16 protein-coding genes are annotated in these 20,380 nt (G+C 30.0%); all 16 read right to left on the bottom strand.

From position 1 onward, the window contains the following. Nucleotides 1–172: 172 nt before the first annotated feature. Entirely contained in the window at nucleotides 173–1,477 is a 1,305-nt protein-coding gene (gene rimO / locus KKQ79_RS00580) for a 30S ribosomal protein S12 methylthiotransferase RimO (RefSeq protein WP_104792268.1), read from the bottom strand. A gap of 517 nt (nucleotides 1,478–1,994) precedes the next feature. After that, the gene (locus tag KKQ79_RS00575; protein WP_213188517.1) at nucleotides 1,995–3,125 is read right to left on the bottom strand and encodes a DegT/DnrJ/EryC1/StrS family aminotransferase; all 1,131 of its coding nucleotides are present in this window, start codon (nucleotides 3,123–3,125) and stop codon (nucleotides 1,995–1,997) included. A gap of 164 nt (nucleotides 3,126–3,289) precedes the next feature. Beyond that, complete coding sequence (locus KKQ79_RS00570; protein WP_213188516.1) at nucleotides 3,290–4,270, bottom strand: MraY family glycosyltransferase; 981 nt, start codon at nucleotides 4,268–4,270, stop codon at nucleotides 3,290–3,292. Between the two features lie 2 nt (nucleotides 4,271–4,272). Beyond that, entirely contained in the window at nucleotides 4,273–5,172 is a 900-nt protein-coding gene (locus KKQ79_RS00565; protein ID WP_213188515.1) for an NAD-dependent epimerase/dehydratase family protein, read from the bottom strand. Continuing rightward, nucleotides 5,172–6,002, bottom strand: coding sequence for a glycosyltransferase family 2 protein (locus KKQ79_RS00560; RefSeq protein WP_213188514.1), 831 nt, complete (start codon nucleotides 6,000–6,002; stop codon nucleotides 5,172–5,174). Before KKQ79_RS00560 ends, KKQ79_RS00565 begins: the two co-directional genes overlap by 1 nt. 3 nt (nucleotides 6,003–6,005) lie before the next feature. Continuing rightward, on the bottom strand, nucleotides 6,006–7,145 hold the full coding sequence (locus KKQ79_RS00555) for a glycosyltransferase (RefSeq protein WP_213188513.1): 1,140 nt from the start codon (nucleotides 7,143–7,145) through the stop codon (nucleotides 6,006–6,008). Nucleotides 7,146–7,153: 8 nt separating this feature from the next. Then, nucleotides 7,154–8,284, bottom strand: coding sequence for a glycosyltransferase family protein (locus KKQ79_RS00550; RefSeq protein WP_213188512.1), 1,131 nt, complete (start codon nucleotides 8,282–8,284; stop codon nucleotides 7,154–7,156). Nucleotides 8,285–8,296: 12 nt separating this feature from the next. Further along, nucleotides 8,297–9,649, bottom strand: coding sequence for a hypothetical protein (locus KKQ79_RS00545; protein WP_213188511.1), 1,353 nt, complete (start codon nucleotides 9,647–9,649; stop codon nucleotides 8,297–8,299). Between the two features lie 18 nt (nucleotides 9,650–9,667). Beyond that, the gene (locus KKQ79_RS00540; RefSeq protein WP_250131157.1) at nucleotides 9,668–10,975 is read right to left on the bottom strand and encodes an oligosaccharide flippase family protein; all 1,308 of its coding nucleotides are present in this window, start codon (nucleotides 10,973–10,975) and stop codon (nucleotides 9,668–9,670) included. Nucleotides 10,976–10,981: 6 nt separating this feature from the next. Continuing rightward, nucleotides 10,982–12,097 carry a non-hydrolyzing UDP-N-acetylglucosamine 2-epimerase gene (gene wecB, locus KKQ79_RS00535; protein WP_104794458.1) on the bottom strand — a complete coding sequence of 372 codons (1,116 nt, stop codon included), beginning with the start codon at nucleotides 12,095–12,097 and terminating at the stop codon, nucleotides 10,982–10,984. 6 nt (nucleotides 12,098–12,103) lie between these two features. Beyond that, a complete protein-coding gene (locus KKQ79_RS00530) occupies nucleotides 12,104–14,452 on the bottom strand; it encodes a GumC family protein (RefSeq protein ID WP_213188509.1) in 2,349 nt (782 codons plus the stop codon). Nucleotides 14,453–14,455: 3 nt separating this feature from the next. Next, nucleotides 14,456–15,259: a polysaccharide biosynthesis/export family protein gene (locus KKQ79_RS00525; protein ID WP_213188508.1), complete on the bottom strand. Its 804-nt coding sequence runs from the start codon at nucleotides 15,257–15,259 to the stop codon at nucleotides 14,456–14,458. Between the two features lie 526 nt (nucleotides 15,260–15,785). Continuing rightward, nucleotides 15,786–17,720: a polysaccharide biosynthesis protein gene (locus tag KKQ79_RS00520; protein WP_213190648.1), complete on the bottom strand. Its 1,935-nt coding sequence runs from the start codon at nucleotides 17,718–17,720 to the stop codon at nucleotides 15,786–15,788. Between the two features lie 402 nt (nucleotides 17,721–18,122). Then, nucleotides 18,123–18,881 (bottom strand): YdcF family protein, encoded by a 759-nt coding sequence (locus tag KKQ79_RS00515; RefSeq protein ID WP_213188507.1) that lies wholly within the window; start codon nucleotides 18,879–18,881, stop codon nucleotides 18,123–18,125. A gap of 333 nt (nucleotides 18,882–19,214) precedes the next feature. Beyond that, nucleotides 19,215–19,478 carry a hypothetical protein gene (locus KKQ79_RS00510; RefSeq protein WP_213188506.1) on the bottom strand — a complete coding sequence of 88 codons (264 nt, stop codon included), beginning with the start codon at nucleotides 19,476–19,478 and terminating at the stop codon, nucleotides 19,215–19,217. Continuing rightward, nucleotides 19,479–20,339 (bottom strand): glucose-1-phosphate thymidylyltransferase RfbA, encoded by an 861-nt coding sequence (gene rfbA / locus KKQ79_RS00505; RefSeq protein WP_213188505.1) that lies wholly within the window; start codon nucleotides 20,337–20,339, stop codon nucleotides 19,479–19,481. It abuts the gene before it with no gap. Nucleotides 20,340–20,380: the final 41 nt, after the last annotated feature.

Here is a 20,380-nt window from a genome sequence, read left to right as displayed (position 1 = left end):
TATTAACTATTTAACGCATTGTTTTTTATCAATTCAAAACTATTATCAACGAAAACAATTGAATAAAATCAAAAAAATCACCAATTAATTGATGATTTTTTATTTTTAAATACATTAATTTAAACTTAACTTAATGTAAATTTTATGGTTTTTCGCAAAGAAATAATAAATATTATTCTGCAATTTCACCGTACAAATCAAACTCTTCTGCGGAAGTAATTTTAATATTTACAAATTCACCAATGGAAATATAAGTATCTTTTGCTTCCACTAAAACCGTGTTATCTACATCTGGCGAATCATATTCTGTTCTTCCCACGAAATAATTTCCTTCTTTTCTATCAAAAATACATCTGTAAGTTTTCCCAATTCTCTCTTGGTTCTTTTCCCAAGAAATTTGAGACTGCAATTCCATGATTTCTTCTACTCTTGCCTGTTTTACCTCTTCTGGAACATCATCTTCTAACACATAAGCGCTTGTATTTTCTTCGTGAGAATAGGTAAAACAACCCAACCTATCAAAACGTTGTGTACGAACCCAATCTTTTAATTCCTGGAACTTTTCTTCCGTTTCTCCCGGGAAGCCAACGATTAGTGTTGTTCTAATTGCCATATCTGGAACTTTCTCGCGGAATTTATCCAATAAAGCATTGGTCTTTTCATAAGTGGTTCCACGCTTCATAGCCTTTAAAATTTCTGTATTGATGTGCTGAAGCGGAATATCGATATAATTACAAATTTTAGGCTCTGATTTAATCAATTCTAATACATCTTCTGGAAAACCTGAAGGAAATGCATAATGCAAACGAATCCATTCTATTCCTTCTACTTTTACCAATTCCTTTAATAAATCTCCTAATGCTCTTTTCTTGTATAAATCTAAACCGTAATACGTTAAATCTTGAGCAATTAAAATGAGTTCTTTAACGCCAGATTTTGCAAGTTTTTGTGCTTCTATGACTAGGTTTTCAATTGGAGTAGAAACATTACCTCCTCTCATCAAAGGAATGGCACAAAATGCGCAAGGCCTATCACAACCTTCAGCGATTTTAAGGTAGGCATAATGTTTTGGAGTAGTGGTTAAACGTTCTCCTACTAATTCATGTTTATAGTCAGCACCAAGATGTTTTAGCAAAATTGGTAAATCTCTAGTCCCAAAATATTGGTCTACATCTGGAATTTCTCTGATTAAATCTGGCTTATATCTCTCTGAAAGACAACCTGTAACGAAGACTTTCTCTACTTCTCCTCTATTTTTAGCTTCTACAAAATCTAAAATAGTATTGATGGATTCTTCTTTGGCATTATCGATAAAACCGCAGGTGTTAATCACTACGATGTCTCCACGTTGTTCGTGGACTACTTCTTTGCCGTTTGCTTTGAGTTGTCCCATTAAGACTTCTGAGTCGTAGATGTTTTTTGAACAGCCTAGGGTTACGATGTTAATTTTCTTTTTGCCTACAGATTTTGTTCTCATGTATGATAATTGATGGATGGTAAGTATTGAATTAATTAAGGTTGCAAATTTATGAAATTAAAAAGGAACTTTAGGTAAGAGTTTTTTTGAGGTAAAATATGCCTATCTATTTCATGCACTTTTCATGCACTATCTATGCTTTATCTATGGAGTATCTATACACCATGTGTCGCCCTGTGTCGTCCTAAAATAACTATACAGGTTATTTAATAAATCCTATTTTATTTATATGCCCCTTCATTCTTAAAAAAATTGTGCTTATGAGAACATTATGTTTGAGGAATAATATATTATTTTAAATTGACTCAAAGGATTTGCGAATTTAATGGTATAGACTATTTAAAATAATTTAACGAAAATATGTTTTTATCACTAGAATGAGTGATTTTTTAAGTTTTAAATAATTATTCTACAAATAAAAAAGCACAGAAAAATCTGTGCTTTTGGGGATTAATAGTGGGTAATCCTTCCCAATTTTTTTGTAACCTCTTCAATTATTTAATTTATGTTGTTTTTTTTACTTCATTTTCAAAACAACTTCTTTTATTCTATTTTTTTGTTCCTCTGTAAGATTAGAACCAGAAGGTAAGCATAATCCTTTATTGAACAAATCTTCGGCAACCGAGTTTCCATAATAGATGCAATTTTCAAAAACAGGCTGTAGATGCATAGGTTTCCATAGCGGTCTAGATTCTATTTTTTCGTTTCTAAACTGTAACCTAAGATCATGATTAGACCATCCTGTAATGGTTTCATCTACTGTTACTGCAGAGAGCCAATGATTAGAATAAAAATCTTCATTGGGTTCACTAAAAACAGTAACTCCTTCTATTTCTTGGAAAAGTTTTACATAAAAAAAGTGATTGTTTCTTCTCGCCTCCACTCTTTTATCCAAAACTTCCATTTGTCCTCTTCCAATCCCAGCTGAGACGTTGCTCATTCTGTAATTATAACCAATTTCAGAATGCTGATAATGAGGAGCATTTTCTCTGGCTTGAGTAGAGAGATAAACCGCCTTATTTTTCTGTTCTAATGTATTGCAAACAAGAGCTCCTCCACCAGAAGTGGTAATAATTTTGTTCCCATTAAAACTTAAAATAGACATGAGTCCAAAAGTCCCACACTTTCTGCCTTGATAGGCAGACCCAAGTGCTTCCGCAGCATCTTCTATGACAGGAATGTTGTACTTTTGAGCCACTTCTAATATTTCATTCATTTTTGCAGGCATTCCATAAAGGTGAACTACAATAATAGCCTTTGGGGACTTGCCTTTAGCTAATCTATCCTTAATTGCCATTTCCAGGCTATCGGGACACATATTCCATGTATAGGGTTCACTATCAATAAACACAGGCGTAGCACCTACATATACGATAGGATTGGCAGAAGCAGAAAAGGTAAGTGATTGACACAGTACTTCGTCACCTTGCTTAATTCCTAAAATAATTAATGCGAGATGAAGTGCTGCTGTACCTGAACTAAGCGCAGCTACTTCTACATCTTGATTTAAGTAATTTCTAAGATCTTTTTCGAATCCTCCAACATTTGGACCAAGCGGGGCAATCCAATTTTGTTCAAAAGCCTCATGAATGAAATTTATTTCACTACCACCCATGTGTGGAGATGAAAGCCAAATTTCATTTTTCATTTGTGTTTAATTTAATTAGCACGTTTAATAATTTGTTTATACGCAAAAATAAAGAATTTTTTCGCAAAAACAGCTAGAACAAAAGATATTTTTTTAATTATTTATTAATTTTATCCTTGTATTTTTTTTTAAATACTATTTTTTATCTTATATATTTTTTAAAATTAATATGTCTCGGTAGTTTTAAAGATGTAAAACTTAGCCAAAACATACATTATTAGAGTAGGAAATATTAGGTATAAAATTCCTTCCATAAAACTTAGTTGCCAATAAATGATAGAAAAATTAATCAGCAATTGAATCACTCCATACATTGTAGAAACTAAAAGATGTGACCATTTCATTTTATTGACCAATAGCTGATACAAATGATGGCGATGCGCTTCAAAAATATTTTCTTTTAGTTTAATTCTTTGAATAATTGTAAAAATCACTTCTATCCCATATACTCCTATGAAGAGTAAATAAGTAAGCTCCTGGGTTTTCATTACAAGTAGTCCTAAAAGTGCTAATACCCAAAAAGCAATGCTCATACTTCCTACATCTCCTGCAAAACATTTTGCTTTTTTTCTAAAATTAAAAAATAGAAAAACTAAACTCGCCAAAACTGGATAAATAATAAAATTAACATCTGTAAAAATAATTTTATACTGATTAATGTAATATAATGTAGATAGAATTACAAAGCTGTAAAGTCCTGTGATTCCATTAATTCCGTCCATAAAATTATAGGCATTTAGTACTCCAATAATAAATATAAAAACTATTGGTAATAACCAAATAGGCAATAAAAATAATATTCCTAAAAAATAAATGAGTAGTGAAACGGAAATGAAATGAAAAAAAAGTCTAAGTTTAGTAGACAAGTCAAGAATATCATCTAGAAAACTTATCATTGATAAAATAAGCAGGCCTAAACCAAAAGCCCAATATTCTTTTGGTATAAACGTATCTTTTCTGTATAAGATGCTCACGGCAAAATATAGTAAAAAAGCAATGGGGAAAATGATTCCACCTCCTCGAAGTGTTACTTTTGTGTGAGAACTTCTATGATTTGGTTTATCAATAATATTATGCCTAGCTGCTATTTTAAAATAGAATAATTCTAGTGCAAAAAGTATTATGATAATAATTAGATATTCCATAATTATTTAAAACTTTTAATGGTTATTTCTATCCCTTTTTCTGCTGAAATGGGTAGTTTTTTTATGTCTAAAACAGATTTAATTTTTTGATTGCTTACCTCTAAATTACTCGTCATTTTTTTTAATCGTTTTGTATTTAAAGGAAATGGGGAAAAATCTCCAATTTTAGCCAATACTTTTATGACGATAGGTGGAATATATAGATCTATGATTTTTTTATTTTCTACTCTTTTTATTATTTCTAATATTTCTTTTGTAGAAAGGACTTCATCATCTGCTATGTGATAAATTCCAGAATCTAATTTATCTTGATTATTAATAATTTCTTTTAGAAAAAAAATGAAATTATCGATTGAAAGAAATGAACGACTATTTTGAAAGGCACTTAAGGGATAAGGAATACCTTTAGAAATAAATTTATAGAGAAGTTCTAGATTTCCTTTATCTCCTTCTCCATGAACCAATGGAGGTCTAAGAATGATTATTTTTTTTTCTGGGGGTAGTTTTTGCCTTAATAGCCATAACTCGGCTTCTCTTTTTGTTTTCCCATAATGAGAAATCGGATTATTAATATCTTCTTCATTTAGAGGATGGAGTGATGCAAACTCTTCTAATGCAGCAATAGAACTTATATGAATTAACAACGTAGCTTTTGATTTAAAAAATTCATTAAAAATCTGTTTTGTTAATTCTACATTTGCTTCATAATAATCTTCATAACGTGCTACACCCTTATGATCATGAGCTTTACCAATAAGATTAATAAACACTTCGGTATCAGATGGTAAGTTATTTTTCCATTCATCTTCGCGCAAACTAATAGGCACAATACTATTCTTTGGAAACTTCTTCATTACATTTTTCCCAATAAAGCCAGATCCACCAAATAAAATTATCTTCATTAGTCTAAGAGTTTATCTAAAGTTTCTTTGTTAATTACATTACGTTTTTTATCAAAAATCCATCCCCATTTACTGAAATAATACATTGCTGACTGAATACCAATTTTTGTAAGCCTCCATGATTTATGAGATCCTTTTGCGAAATGATGATAAATTTGAACATCAGGATAAAAAACTGTTCTATATCCTCCATCAATTAATCTACGACAAAGATCTGTTTCTTCTCCATACATGAAAATATTCTCATCAAATCTTCCTACTTTTTTCAAAGCCTCTATTCTTAAAAACATGAAACATCCGGATAGATAAGGAACGTCCATAATTTTATTATAATTTGTAAAACGAAGTTCAAATACTTGATTGCGTTTTTCTACTAGTTTTTTAAATGGATTAAATCTTCTTCCAATCCAGTCATAAGGAGTTGGTAGAAGTTTTGCAAGATATTGTAAGCTTCCATCTGGATATAGTACTTTGGGCATTATATTACCAATTGAAGGATTTTCATCCATATACTTAATAATAGAAGACATTACCTCTGGACCGAAATACACATCTGGATTCAGAACTAAATGATATTGAGCTCCTAGTTTTTCCACGCTTTTTATAGCGATATTGTGTGCCGCCCCAAATCCTGGATTTGTTGGGTTAAAAATATATGTTATATTTTCAGGAGATATTGAAACGAGTTGCTTTAGAGTCTCATTTGGAGAGTTATCAATAAGATATAAATGTTTTTTATATGGGAAATTAGAATTTAAAAAACTTTTTATTGCATCAGATAAAACTTTAACATCATTATTGTACAATACTATTGAAGCCGTAACCAACATATTTTAATATTTATTTTTAATTATTGAAAAAATTTCTAAATACTTTGATGCTCTTGTTTTAGCAGTTCCAAAATTTTTAAGTTGAATAGTTCCCTTTTCCAATAATTGGTCATATTTTTCTTTATTCGCTATTAATTCAATGATTTTATCTGCAATATCATTAGGATTAGTAGGATCAAAATAAGATGCTGCATCTCCACAAATAGAAGTAGCAAAAGAATAATTAGAGGTAAGAATAGGCATTTTCATTTTCATTGCTTCAGGATAATTTGCTGAAAAAGACTCTATTAAAGAAGGTAGAAATAAGACATCTGATTCTACATATAATTGTGGACAAAATTTAACTGGAATTCTTCCTAAATTAACTATTTTTGATTTAGCCAAAGTATTAAATTGGGTTTGAAACTTGTTTTCATCCACCGTTAAAACAAATTTCACTTTATTCCCTGGTAATTTTTTTTCTAGAATAGGAACCACATCATTAATCACAGTAAGATTCTTGTGAATATCAAGTGATGCTAAGGATACTATTCTAAATTCTCCTTCTCCTCTTTTTGGCAATAGAACTGGTAAATTTTCGGTATTAGGATTTTCAAAAAAATGATTAAATGTATTACTTACTGTAAAAACATTATTTCTATTTATTTTCAAAAATTTCACTAAGCGCTGCGACATATCTTGGGTCTCACAGATAAAATATTGTCCGTTTCTTTTTAAAAAAAATCTATGTGCCCATTTCATCAGTTGTATTCTCATTTTCTCCTTCCAAGGAATGACTTTATAGAATGGAGATTCTGGATATACATAATATGAATTCGCAAATCCAGTAATGTGAGGAGATCTCGGGGTCCAACAAGCTGGACCAAAAACAGTGAAAACAACATCTGGATTTATTTTTTTTTCTAAATTCTTAAGTTTTTTTCTAATAAAAAAACCTTTTAATCCATAAAGAGGATGCCCCTTAAAATCATAAAAATAAAAATTAGAGGGGAAGCTCGTTTTATCAATCTCTTTAGAAAGAGTAGGACTAAGAAATATATGATAAGTATTATGCAGATGTGATTTGCATTCTTGAATAAAAGAAAATGCAACTTGAGTAACTCCCGTCCCACTTAAAGTTGTAGTATTGATTATTAGTTTCATATATTAATTTAGGAATAGTCTAGCTCTTCTAAAACACTTTTTAAGAATGCTTTATTATCTACTGAATTATATAATCTGATTGCATTTTTAGAAAATTGTTCATGGTTTTCATTTATTTCTAAAATATTTTGACACAATTCATCAATATTACCATTATCAAAAATTCTACCACAATTATACTTTTCGAAAGGAATTTTGAGACCAGGAATATTATTTCCTATCATGGGGATACCATACCCTGAATACTCAAATATCTTATTGGGAGCGCAAAATATCTGATTAAGTGATATAGGGTCATACATTAATATCCCAATATTTGCTAAAGAGGTAATATAGAGATGCTGAGGAGAAGGAATAAAAGAAATATGTATAAGTGATGGACATTGTTTTTTATATTTTTCAATCATTCCATAATCTCGTCCCATAATTACTGGTACATACTCTTCTCCTAATTTATTTACTGCTTTTAAAATAAAAGACAAGTCTCTTTCTGGAGAAACTAATCCTTGATAAAGGATTACTTTTCTTTTGAGATTAACTATTTGGTGGTAAAGTTCTGGCTGGTGGTTTTTCAAAAAGTTCAAAGCCAGAGAATTCTCTTCTAAACTGTAGGGTTTATTAGGTAAAACTAATGGAATTTTTTTGGGTTGAAACCAAACATTAAAAATTGCTGCTCGGATTTCCTCACACACTATAAGTCTTTTCGCTTTTTTCACATATTTATTAATAACATATCTGTAAAACTTAGAATGATCATACATTTCTAAAATATGCATTACATATGATAATTTATTAGGCAATGAAGAAAATAATAATGGTGCTAGACTATCTGCATCTACAAACCATATTAGAGCATTAGTATTTTCTTTATTCCATAAATGAGCCAGAACTGCTTTTCTATATTTGTACCAAGTTTTTAGTTTTACAAAAAGAGATCTTTTTTCTAGATCTACGAAACTCCCTAAATTTAATTCAATATAGTTAACATTTATTTTTCTAAAACGGTCTTTCCAAAATTCGTTAAGTCCTAATGTAATTACGGTAACCTCTACTCCTAAATCTCTTAGATGCTGGATGACCATCTGAGTTGGAGGTTCTTTTTCAATTGTATTTTTATGAATAATAATTACTTTCCTCATAAATAAAAAAGTTTAATTAAAACTCCACTTATACCTTATAAATGGTTCAATAAAAAAAATAATAAGTAAAAAAAATATCATTGGGTAAAGACCTTGAGTTATTCCTGATAAAATATCACCTCTTACAGTGAGTAAGGTTGCCAAAAATGAAAGAAGACTAATAAGTAGTGTGAAGTAATTATCAGATAAAAGAAAAGCATCTACTAATCTTAATAAAATTCCGGCATAAAATCCCATAAGAAATGAGTATAGTATAACTCCATATATACCATTATTTGCCCATCCTTCTCCAGCTATACCAGCTGCATTAGACCATTTAAGATCAGCTAGATACTGAGGATTAAAGTTCTGCCCCCCCCATTTCACTTCGGTTAAAGCTACGCCAAATCCTACTGGCTTTTCTTTCCATACACTTCTGGGAATAGGATTAAGTAATACTGCTTTTAAAGTATAATTTAGAGGCAAATAAGGAACTGTATTTCCAAATTTATTTACTGATAGTTCATAATCTTTGAGTAAAAGGTCTCCTTCTGTAGAACTATAATCTTTTTGAGATTGTGAAAAATCCATTTCGGTTATCGTCTTCTGTAACATGTCCAAATTATCAATCTCTTTATTTCGAATAGATGAAAGAGCTAAAAACATTAATAACACAATTAAACCAGGATACAAAACTTTAGGAGAAAATAAAATTCCTTTCAATGGTGATAATCCACTTGAAAAATTAGAAATAATTTTGGCTAAAATAATAATAATCAATAGCACAATTATAGCTCCTCTGGTTCCTCTTGGAAAAGCGACAAGTGCTAGAGCAAGAAAAGATAGATTGGTATAAAAAGAAGAAGTGTTAAATTTCGAGTTATTATAGCTTAAAACAAATAAAATTAATGAAGAAACTGAATAAAGTGAAAACTGAATAATACTTAAATAAGTAGGAGCATCTTCTATTTCGGGCAACCTAAAATAAAATCTAGTGACCGCTTTTTCAAAAGAACCATACAACCATATATTCAATGACAAATCAAAAGTTATATAAGTAAGTACAATTAAAAAAAGGAAAAATTGTTGACTTCCGGTTAATGGTTTAATGTCCAAGGATTTAAGCACAGTGCTTTTTCTTTGAAAATAATTTACCAAAAATGTTAATTCTCTATTTCGGATAAAATATGTGGTTCCAAAGAAAATAAAAAAAGATAATGTTAAAATTAGTTCAGATTTTTCGGAGAGCACAATTTCTTTTGTCTGTCCAAAAAAAAGGATAAAAATCATTAACATGTAAAACATAGGATCAATAATGAAATTATATTTTTTTTTAATAATTATCATTATTGCAAAAAAGATAGCAAAAAATCCAGGAAACGTCATTACTCTTAAGATTACATGTTAATTTAAATATCTTCTAATATACAAAAACTGAATGATTGCATGACAAAAATAGCTTATAAGATAAGCTAATGATAATCCTATAGCACCTAGAGCTTCTTTTTCAACTAAAAAATGAGTACTTACAGTAAGTATAATTGCCCACATGAGATTAGCATAAAAACCTAACCACATTTTCCCTTGGCTTGCAATAGCCTGACCAATTACATTATTTATAGAAATTAATCCTGTTGTAATGAACATAATTATTATTGGCCATAATAAATCATTATATTTTGCTCCATAAAAATCTACAATTAATGGAGAAAGTATCACAAAAACGATTACTAAAAAAAAAGCTAGAACAATATTTATTTTAAGATTTTTATTATAAACCATTCTGTATTGCGCCTTGTCTTCTACTCTTGAAGATAAAAGAGGAAGTGCTATTTGCGATAAAGCGGCAGGAATGAATAAAATGGTATTTCTCCATTGGCTAGCAATATCAAAATTAGCCATTTGTAAATATCCACTGGGTTGATTTACTAAAACATAATTAGCATACCAAACCACTGGTGCAACCATTAATCCCGCTAAAAAAGCTGGAAAGCTAAAATCCCATAGTATTTTAATTTCTTTAAAATTCTCTTTGCTCCAAAATTCAATTTTAAATTCTGAATAGAATTTTTTTCTTAAAGTGATAAAATTGAAAATAAAAAATAAAACGTAATTAGTTCCAAATGCGATGATTACAATATCTAAAGTATAAAATCTTGCCGCTAATATCAAAAGAACAGAAGAAATAATTCCGCTCATCGCACTATTGATAGATAATTCTTTAAATTTTTCTATTCCTGCTAAAATTCCATTCTGTATACCATTCACCGAAGAAAAGAATAAAATAAAAGCACTTATTTTAATTTCTGTATTTAAATTCGGAGCATTTATTTGATGCGCTATAGGTATAGCAAACAGATAAATTAGAAAGGAAATGAGAATGCTAATTACTACTGCAAAAAAAGTAGACATCCCTACAATTCTCTCTAATTTTCTTTTTTGAGAAAAACGATATTGTGCAATAAACTTAGTTGCGGTCATTCCTAGCTCCATACCAGCAAACATGGCAAACATTAAAATTGTAGATTTTATGATTCCAAATTGCCCATACTCTTCTTTATCTAAATATTTAGCCATAAAGATAGTAGCAATTAACAATGTAAACTTAGAGATTACATTCCCTAAAACAATCCAAAAACTCTGACTAAAAATTTTTCTGTTTAAATCTGAAGATAGTGTTTTTACTATTTTTTCACGTATAATTCTTCGCATAAACCACTATAGATTTGCAATAAAATCTACTATTCTTTCACTTGCTTTTCCGTCTCCATAAGGATTATGTAATTCACTCATCAAAGAATATTTCTCAGTATTTTCTAATAAAATATTAGTTTCTTTTACAATTTTTTGTTTATCTGTACCTACAAGAATTACTGTTCCAGAATCTACTGCTTCAGGGCGTTCTGTAGTATCTCTCATTACTAATACTGGTTTCCCTAAACTAGGAGCTTCTTCTTGAATTCCTCCCGAATCTGTAATAATTAAATATGCATTTTTCATTAACCAAACAAATGCGGGATATGATAATGGGGAAACTAATTTTATATTTTCTATTCCAGAAAGTAATTCATAAACAGGACCTTTAATATTAGGATTTAAATGTACGGGATAAATAATCTGTACATTCTTATTATTTAAGGCTACCTCTTTTAGTGCTTCACAAATATTAATAAAGCCTAAACCATGATTCTCTCTTCTATGACCAGTTATTAAAATAATTTTCTTCTCCGTATCTATTATTTTTTTAAGCTCTAAAATTTCGGAATTTTCAAAATTTTGGACTCTCTTGGAACTAAAAAGTAATGCATCAATAACTGTATTTCCTGTAATTACAATACTATTCTCTTTAATATTTTCCTTCCTTAAGTTTTGTTCAGAGTTTTCCGTAGGCACGAAATGATAATCAGCTACGCGACCTGCTATTTGTCTATTCATTTCCTCTGGGAAAGGAGATTTTTTATTATTAGTTCTTAATCCTGCCTCTACATGACAAACTTTAGCACCTGCATAGAAAGAAGCTATACTTGCTGCCATAGTAGTAGTAGTATCTCCGTGAACATAGACATAATCGGGCTTATATTCTTCAAGTATGGGCTGAAGTCCTGTAATAATATCAGAAGTTAGGGAATATAAATTTTGATTAGGCTTCATAAGATTTAAATCATAATCAGGAGTAATTTCAAAAAAATCTAGTACTTGATCTAGCATTTCTCTATGCTGAGCGGTGACACATACTTTTGTTTGAAATTGGTCTCGTTTTTGAAACTCCTTAATTAAAGGAGCCATTTTTATTGCTTCTGGACGAGTTCCAAATATGATTAAATTTTTTTTCATAGATGATTAGTTATTTAGTTTTTCTTTTATTCTCTCAAAAAATGTTTTTTCTTTAGCGCCGTATCCATAGCCATATTTATTACCATACCCGAAATAATCACTATTTACATCATTTATGACAAAAGCTGTGTTTTTAATTTTATGAGATTCTATATTCTTGTTTGCAAACTCTACTAAAAGTTTTTCTGTGTATTGTGATCTTACCACATATAATGTTACATCTGCCCATTCTGAGATTAAGAATGAATCTGTAACCAACATCAATGGAGCTGTATCAAGAATTATGTAGTCATAACTTTGAGATAGAATATTGATTAGGGCTTCAAATTTTCCATTAGAAAGTAAATCAGTAGGATTTGGGGGGATACTTCCAGAATACATTACATCAAGATGAGGATTAAAAATACTTTTATGTATTAACGTTTCAATATCCATACTTTCATTATGTAAATACTCTGTAAGCCCGCTTAGACCTTTTCTTTCTGTATTATATCTCTGAAGTTGAGGATTTCTAATATCTGCTCCAATAATAATAGTCTTTTTGGTAGGGCTCGCTATGGTTAATGAAAGATTTACAGAAATAAATGTTTTTCCTTCTCCCTTTACACTTGAAGTAACCATTACCACCTTTCCTTTCTTTTTCTTTGTCATAAAATTCATATTGGTAATTAGAATTCTAAATGACTCTGCTAAAGGAGAGTTATCATTTACCTTCACTAGATCATGGTCTCCTTTTTCTAGACGAGGAATTTCGCCTATGATAGGTTTCCCATTAGAAATTTTTTCAATGTCATGTTTTGATTTTACTTTATTATTAAATCTTTCTAACAATGAAATAAAAATGTAAGGAATTAATAATCCTAAAAACAAACCTGCTAATAGAATAATTGAAGATTTAGGTGCTACCTGAGCATTTTTAAATGCTTTATCTACAATTCTTGCTTTGGGAGCTGTAACCGCTAGGGATATCTGAGTCTCTTCTCTTTTTTGTAATAACAATAAATAGAGCGACTCTTTAATTTGTTGCTCACGTTCTATGCTTCTAAACAATTTTTCTTGCGCAGGTATTTTTGCAATTTTACCAGACACTAAATTCTGCTCTTGTTCATAAGTACTTACAGCCAGCTGCAATCCGTTTTTGTTTTTTTGAAGATTTTGTAAAATAGTTGGTTTTAAATTATTAATTTGAGACGTAAGTTCTATCACTAATGGGTTTTGAGGTGTTGCGTTCTCTAGTAACCTATTTCTTTCTAGAATTAATTGATTATAAGCTGTAATATTAGCTACTGCTCCTGGATTATCTAATCCAATATTATTAGGAATTACTTGATAGTTTCCTTGTCTGGAAACAAAAGAGATTAAGCTATTAGTTAACTCTAATTGTGAGGCCAGCTCTAGTTCTTTGGCTCTAGCTTCTGCAGAGGTTTTAAGACCTAGTTCTCCTTCAACAGCTAAATCAGTAATTTGATTTTTTCTTTTAAATAGTTCTTTTTGACTTTCTACATTTCCTAAATCTTTACCTACGTTTGCTATTCTTTCTTCAATAAATTCTGCTGTTTTCTTGGACTCTTCATTTTTATCATTAATAGCATCTGCATTGTAGACTTCAACTAAGTGATTAATTATATCCTTTGCTTTATCAATATTGGGATAATTCATTGATAATTTAATCACGGTAACATCTTTATTTACTAATGAGGCATTAATTAGCTTTTGATAGTCTATGGTTTTGTTTTCAATATTAGAAACATTAATGATAAGTTCATCTAACTTTTCTTTACTAGGTTCATAAATTTTGTTTTTAAAAAAAATAACATTAGCATTCGGCAATGATACAACCTTATTATAAGTAGTCACTGTAGTAAAACCTTCTTTATTGGTTATGGTAATTTTTTCTCCTTTTAATGAAAGAAATAATGGTTCTGGTTTCTTTTCAGTACTTTTTTCATTTACTATTTTTACAATAATAGGAGAAGTTTTACCAAATACTTCAGCGTCTTTAAATAATCCTGGTTTATAAATATCTGTCTCTAAACCTAAATCTTTAATTACAGTTGTAATGAGTTTTTTAGACTTTAAAACTTCAATTTCATTATTTACTCCATCAGAACTCATTTTACCAAGTCCAGACAAATCTCTAAGCATTTCAAAGTCTTGACCACCCATTGATTTTTTAGAATCTCTAATCAATACCGTAGATACTACTTCATAAATTGGGTTTTGTATTTTTATAGAAAAATAAGCAATTAGTAATGTAAAAATTCCACTCAACGCAAACCATTTCCATCGTTTAATAAATGGTCTGATGAGTTCATTTATGTGAATTTCTTCTTTTTGGAAACTATTATTGTTCATTTTCTAATTTTTAAAAATCAAGGCTAAAATTGTTACAACGATTGAGGCTACTGAAATGTAAATACCTGTATTAGGGTCTAATCTAGACGTTTTTTGTTTTGTTTCATTAGGAGATACAATAATTACATCATTTTGTTTCAAATAGAAATATGGAGAATTTATAAAATCTGCCTTTGTAAGATCTAATCTTTGCTTCGTTATTACGCCATCTACATTTCTAATGACCAAAACATCATTTCTATTTCCGTAAATTGTTAAATCACCAGCTAAACCCATTACTTCTAACAAAGTAGTCTGTGCTTCGGGAATATTATATGTTCCAGGACGATTTACTTCTCCTAAGACTGTAATTTTATAATTGGTGTTTTTAACAGAAACTTGTGGATTTACCACATATTTTGAGATTTCTTTTTTCAATATATCTCTTAATTCTTCCGTGGTTTTATTTTCTGTATTGACCTTTCCAATAACGGGAAATTCTATATTTCCTTGAGAATCTACCATATATGTAGGTCCAGAGGTAGAGGTCTGATTTTGAGTAGGCATATTATTGCTAGCTGTAGAATATTGTAAGATCTGCCCAGAAGAAAAATTTTGGTTAAAAGGTCTCACTACGTCCATATCTTTTGCCGTTACCAAAATAACCAGTTGATCATTAGGCTGGATGGTAGATTTAGCATTTTTTATCGATGTTTCTAATGCTACATTTTCGATGTTTTGCAGGTAATCTAGTTTTTTTTGACTAGTACAAGAATTTAGAAAAATAAATACTAGATTTATTAATAAAATAAAAATATTTTTCTTCATTTATTAAATTTATAATTAAAAATATACAGTACTGCTGTAACAGTGTCTTTTTTAGGATGCAAATATAGGTTTTATTTTATAAAATAATAGATGTTTAATACTGTCAAAAACCTTTGATAATACAATTTTGCATGATAATTTTTATATTTTTTTTACAGCTTCGCTACGTGAGTCCCATATTTTAACACCCACTTTATTTTATTGTAATTTATTATCATTCTTTTCATTTATACCAACGTAAAAATAGTAAATTTTGTATGCCCCATCTCTATTTTTAATTGGTGAAATGTTATTTTCTATACTATAAAGACTTAAAGCCTTTATTTCATTATTTTTTATATTCTCTAACATGTAAAAAAATCTCATGATTTTGTCATGAAATTTATTACTGATTTAAAAAACATAGCTTTTATAATAGTTTGCAATAATATTCCTCAGCATTGTTATATTCATTCAAATGAAGGATTTTATAAGGTGTTTATTAATTTTAAAGAAGAACCTTATTTAAAGTAATCTTAGTGTTATTTTAACGATCTAATTTTTCGAAAATCGAATTATTGCTGATGAATTCTGGCACCATGTTTTTAAGGATTCTCACAATTTGATTATTATCGTGAGATAGTGCAGCGTTTTCTATTTGTTCTATTAAATCTTTTATTTCACTATATTCTTTATACGGGTCCATAGAAACCATAATTTTATGATGAGGTGTTGGAAGATTCTTTGCATCATCACTTAATAACTCCTCATATAATTTTTCTCCAGGTCTTAAACCTGTATATTTTAATAGAATATCTTTTTCAGGTTCTTTTCCTGAAAGCTTAATCATTTTTATTGCTAAATCTTTTATTTTCACCGGCTTACCCATATCAAAGACAAAAATTTCGCCTCCTTTTCCCATAGTAGAAGCTTGCAGCACTAATTCGCATGCTTCAGAAATGGTCATAAAATATCTAACAATATCTGGGTGGGTAATGGTAATGGGCCCTCCTGCTTCAATTTGTTTTTTGAAAAGTGGAATTACAGAACCGTTACTCCCTAAAACATTTCCGAATCTGGTGGTAATAAATTTGGTTTTATTTTCAGGTAAAAATTGTAAAGATTGTACTAATAATTCTGCAGATCTCTTAGAGGCTCCCATTACATTGGTAGGATTTACCGCTTTATCTGTAGAAACCATTACAAATGTTTTCACCTTATTTTGCACAGAGAGTTTAGCCAGATTTTTTGTTCCCAATATATTTACCCAAACTGCTTCGTGAGGGTTATTTTCGATCATGGGAACGTGTTTATAGGCCGCTGCATGATATACCAAATCAAAATTGAATTTTGTAAAGATGCTTTCGAGTCTTTTTTTATTGGTAATATCTGCTAAAATGAATTCAAAATCTATATCTGGAAATTTTTCGTTCATTTCCAACTGGATTTCGTGCAGCGGTGTTTCCGCTTGGTCTACTACTACTACTTTAGAGGGTTTATATGAAGCTACTTTTCTCACAATTTCGCTCCCAATAGAACCTGCACCTCCAGTTACTAGAACTGATTTATTTTCATGAATTAATCTTACTTCTTCGTTTTCAATACAAATAGGTTCTCTATTGAGTAAATCTTCTATTTGAAAGCTACGAATATTGGTATGAATTTTTTCAGGATTGAATTCTTCCACCAAAGGAGCTTGAAAAATTTCCATTTCTTTTTCTAAAAACAAATTCACCCATTCTGTTAATTCATTGGCAGATAAATTTTCTTTAAGAATTAAGATTCCATCTATTTCTAGCTCTTCTTTTGGGGTTTTAATAAATTTTTCTTGAGTCATGATATCTAGTCCAAAAATTTTGGCATTTCTAGAATCGTTTCTCTTGGTTAAAAAACCTTTTAATTTATATTGTAAATTATGACTTTCTATGATAGAATTTGCGATTGCTACTGAATAATCAGAAATTCCTAAAATTAAAATTCTTTTTTTAAGAGAATTGTCTTTGTACTCCTTTATCCAGCGAAACATTTCTTTTACAAAAAGACGAAACATAAATAACGTACTGAATGAAAAGAAGAAAAAAACGATAAAAAAAGATACATTTACAGGAACCGAATGGTCATACATCATATTATAAGCTCCAGAAAGCGCCCAAAGCGTAAATGAAGTGGCTACAATAGACCATAAAAGATTCAATAAATCATAAAAAGTAGAGTGTCTTATAATACCTGCGTATGTTTTAAAAACATACATATAGAAAAGACTTACTGCTATTATTAAAGCATAACCTGCAAAACTTTCTGCTATAAAATCTGATTGATTTAAAACTTTTTCTAGTATTTTGAATGAAAAAAAAGTAGAAATTCCAATTAAAAAAACATCTATTGCGATGATGATATATCTTGGTAAATATCTTATATTAGCTAAAGTAAGTAAAACATTTACCTCATTCATCTTGTTTTCTGGTTCATTTTTCTGAGTCATCATGGGTGCTTTTAATCTTTGTGTATTTGTCTACTGAAAAGTAGACATGCAAATTTACATAAATCTGAATGATTTTCAAATTTGTTTTGTAGTTATTTGTATTAACGAATTGTGAATTGAATGTTAAATAGAGAATATAGAACCGAGAGCCAAGAGCCAAGAATCAAGAATCAAGAACCAAGAATCAAGAACCAAGAACCAAGAACCAAGAATAGAGAATTAAGAATTAAGAATGGAAACTTGAGATTGTAGATATAAGGATATAAGGTAAAGTTGGAAAGTTATAAAACTGTAAAATTTTAAAAGTAAGAAAGGGGAAATTTTAGAACGGAGAATAGGGGAAGGATGTAAATGCTTGGAATTATAGGAATATCTTTTCAGATTGTGCAGTTAATAAGAAGTCTATTTCAGAAAATACACTTTTGCTTTATCTTTTGCGAATTTCAGTCTCTCTTTTATGATTTCGTTTACCATCTCTATGGAATTTACACTGGGAAAATCTACACCTACACTCCCATTTTGACCTTCTTTTATTTGATAATTAGTAGGAGCATAATACGTTTTCAGGTGAGGATATTGATGGTATAAAAAATGAATCCTTGGTAGATGTAAAGCATCCGAAACCGCAATTACAGAAACATCATTTCCTATTTTTTGAGTAAAAGACTGAATTTCTGTAAAGGTATTATCAGGAGTAGTCAATACTTTTATTCTATTGTAAGGAACTCCTAAAGAAATAGCCGCATCTCTAGCCACTTCTGCTTGAGATTTTACGCCATATCTCGAGTGTCCTGAAGTTACTAAAACAGCGTTGGGATAAGATTTCATTAATCTAACCGCTTCAACCAAACGAGTAAGAGATGTAGGAGATAACTGCTGTGATGGATTCAAACGTTTATCTAAAATATATCCTGCCCCAAAAACATGAATGTAGACCTGATCTTTATGATTGGCTGGCAAAATTCTCTTTTGACGGCTCTCTTCATATTTCATCCATTTTGCTGGTAAGTAATAGGTAGAAGTGGCTAGCCAAAGCACTCCAATAGCTAAGGTTAGTCCCCAATATATTTTACGAGTTCTGCTGTATTTATATATCAAAAAAGCTCCTGACAATAAAAATAAGTTATGAATGGTAAATATGGTTAAAAGCCAATCTTTCATTGTAATTATATTGCAATTCCCTATTTAAATGAATGAAATATTGAATCTAAATAAGATTTGAAAGTATCAAATAATTAAGAGCCTGTTTAAATTTTACCGAAAAATAATTTTTGATCTTTATAATTTGTCTTTGCTGAATTTTTATGTTCTTTTGAGCGCCTTTTTCACTTCCTTTTTTCGATTTAGCCCGCTAAATCTTCAAACATGATGCAAAAAATTCATCTCAAAATTCCTATAAAAATTTTCAGCAGTAAAATTTAAACAGGCTCTTAATTTCTATTAAAATTTTAACTGTCCAAAAAATGGCTCCCATTATTGTTCCTTCCCTTTAGTTTAAGCCGTTCTTATTTTTAAAATATTCATTAAAACATTTCCTAACCCAATATCGAAGGTGTTAATCCACATTAAAATAGAGCTAAGAGTAAGCCACACCCCATATTCGGCTGTATTTAAACATTTTAGAGTAACCGGCACTAATAACAAATAGATCAAAACACTAACCGCTTTGATTCCTAATGAATAAAAAATATTTATTTTTGCTTTTTGAGTTCTTTCGTGCTCAGAATGAAGGAATTTATCTAGTTTTTTTTTTATCATTTATTTAAATAAATTTAACAAATATTCTCCATATCCACTTTTACGTAAAGGTTCTGCTATTTGTTTTAGTTCTTCTTTTGAGATATAGCCCATACGATAAGCTACTTCTTCTATTGCCCCTATTTTAAGACCTTGTCTCTCCTCAATCACTTGTACAAACTGAGCTGCCTGCATAAGAGATTGAATGGTACCAGTATCCAGCCATGCCGTTCCTCTATCAAAAACACCAACTTTCAATTTTCCTTGTTTCAGATATTCTGCATTAATATCTGTAATTTCTAATTCTCCACGGGGAGAAGGTTTGATATTTTTTGCAATTTCTACTACAGAATTATCATAGAAATATAGCCCTGGAACAGCAAAATTAGATTTAGGGTTTTGTGGTTTTTCCTCAATTGAAATTGCATTATTCTGTTCATCAAACTCTACCACGCCATATCTTTCTGGGTCTGCCACTTGATAGGCAAATATTACGCCTCCTTCAGTCTGAGCCGCATTTTGTAACAACTGAGACATTCCAGAGCCATAAAAAATGTTATCTCCTAGGATTAGGGCAACTTTATCATCTCCAATAAATTCTTCTCCTAGAATAAATGCCTGTGCCAATCCATCTGGACTTGGCTGTTCTTTATAAGAAAACTTACATCCTATCTGAGCGCCATCTCCGAGTAATTTTTCGAAATGGGGCAGATCATGAGGAGTAGAAATGATTAAAATCTCATTAATTCCAGCCAACATTAGTGTTGATAAGGGATAATAAATCATCGGTTTATCATAAACTGGCATTAATTGTTTACTCACTGCTAAAGTTAATGGATGCAAACGTGTACCAGAACCTCCGGCTAAAATAATTCCTTTCATTTTTTTTAATTTTTCAATATGATTTTTAGTTCTCTTTCTAT

The organism is Cloacibacterium caeni, assembly GCF_907163125.1.
GTDB lineage: Bacteria > Bacteroidota > Bacteroidia > Flavobacteriales > Weeksellaceae > Cloacibacterium > Cloacibacterium caeni_B.
The sequence above is the reverse complement of the archived record's forward strand: the minus strand, read 5'-3'. Positions and strand labels throughout refer to the sequence as shown.

What these genes read in the sequence shown, in the direction of transcription:
- KKQ79_RS00530 (WP_213188509.1), bottom strand. Translation starts at nt 14,452, where the DNA reads ATGAACAATAATAGTTTCCAAAAAGAAGAAATTCACATAAATGAACTC.
- KKQ79_RS00565 (WP_213188515.1), bottom strand. Translation starts at nt 5,172, where the DNA reads ATGAAGATAATTTTATTTGGTGGATCTGGCTTTATTGGGAAAAATGTA.
- wecB (WP_104794458.1), bottom strand. Translation starts at nt 12,097, where the DNA reads ATGAAAAAAAATTTAATCATATTTGGAACTCGTCCAGAAGCAATAAAA.
- KKQ79_RS00510 (WP_213188506.1), bottom strand. Translation starts at nt 19,478, where the DNA reads ATGATAAAAAAAAAACTAGATAAATTCCTTCATTCTGAGCACGAAAGA.
- KKQ79_RS00560 (WP_213188514.1), bottom strand. Translation starts at nt 6,002, where the DNA reads ATGTTGGTTACGGCTTCAATAGTATTGTACAATAATGATGTTAAAGTT.
- KKQ79_RS00540 (WP_250131157.1), bottom strand. Translation starts at nt 10,975, where the DNA reads ATGCGAAGAATTATACGTGAAAAAATAGTAAAAACACTATCTTCAGAT.
- rfbA (WP_213188505.1), bottom strand. Translation starts at nt 20,339, where the DNA reads ATGAAAGGAATTATTTTAGCCGGAGGTTCTGGTACACGTTTGCATCCA.
- KKQ79_RS00515 (WP_213188507.1), bottom strand. Translation starts at nt 18,881, where the DNA reads ATGAAAGATTGGCTTTTAACCATATTTACCATTCATAACTTATTTTTA.
- KKQ79_RS00550 (WP_213188512.1), bottom strand. Translation starts at nt 8,284, where the DNA reads ATGAGGAAAGTAATTATTATTCATAAAAATACAATTGAAAAAGAACCT.
- KKQ79_RS00525 (WP_213188508.1), bottom strand. Translation starts at nt 15,259, where the DNA reads ATGAAGAAAAATATTTTTATTTTATTAATAAATCTAGTATTTATTTTT.
- KKQ79_RS00575 (WP_213188517.1), bottom strand. Translation starts at nt 3,125, where the DNA reads ATGAAAAATGAAATTTGGCTTTCATCTCCACACATGGGTGGTAGTGAA.
- KKQ79_RS00520 (WP_213190648.1), bottom strand. Translation starts at nt 17,720, where the DNA reads ATGACTCAGAAAAATGAACCAGAAAACAAGATGAATGAGGTAAATGTT.
- rimO (WP_104792268.1), bottom strand. Translation starts at nt 1,477, where the DNA reads ATGAGAACAAAATCTGTAGGCAAAAAGAAAATTAACATCGTAACCCTA.
- KKQ79_RS00555 (WP_213188513.1), bottom strand. Translation starts at nt 7,145, where the DNA reads ATGAAACTAATAATCAATACTACAACTTTAAGTGGGACGGGAGTTACT.
- KKQ79_RS00545 (WP_213188511.1), bottom strand. Translation starts at nt 9,649, where the DNA reads ATGACGTTTCCTGGATTTTTTGCTATCTTTTTTGCAATAATGATAATT.
- KKQ79_RS00570 (WP_213188516.1), bottom strand. Translation starts at nt 4,270, where the DNA reads ATGGAATATCTAATTATTATCATAATACTTTTTGCACTAGAATTATTC.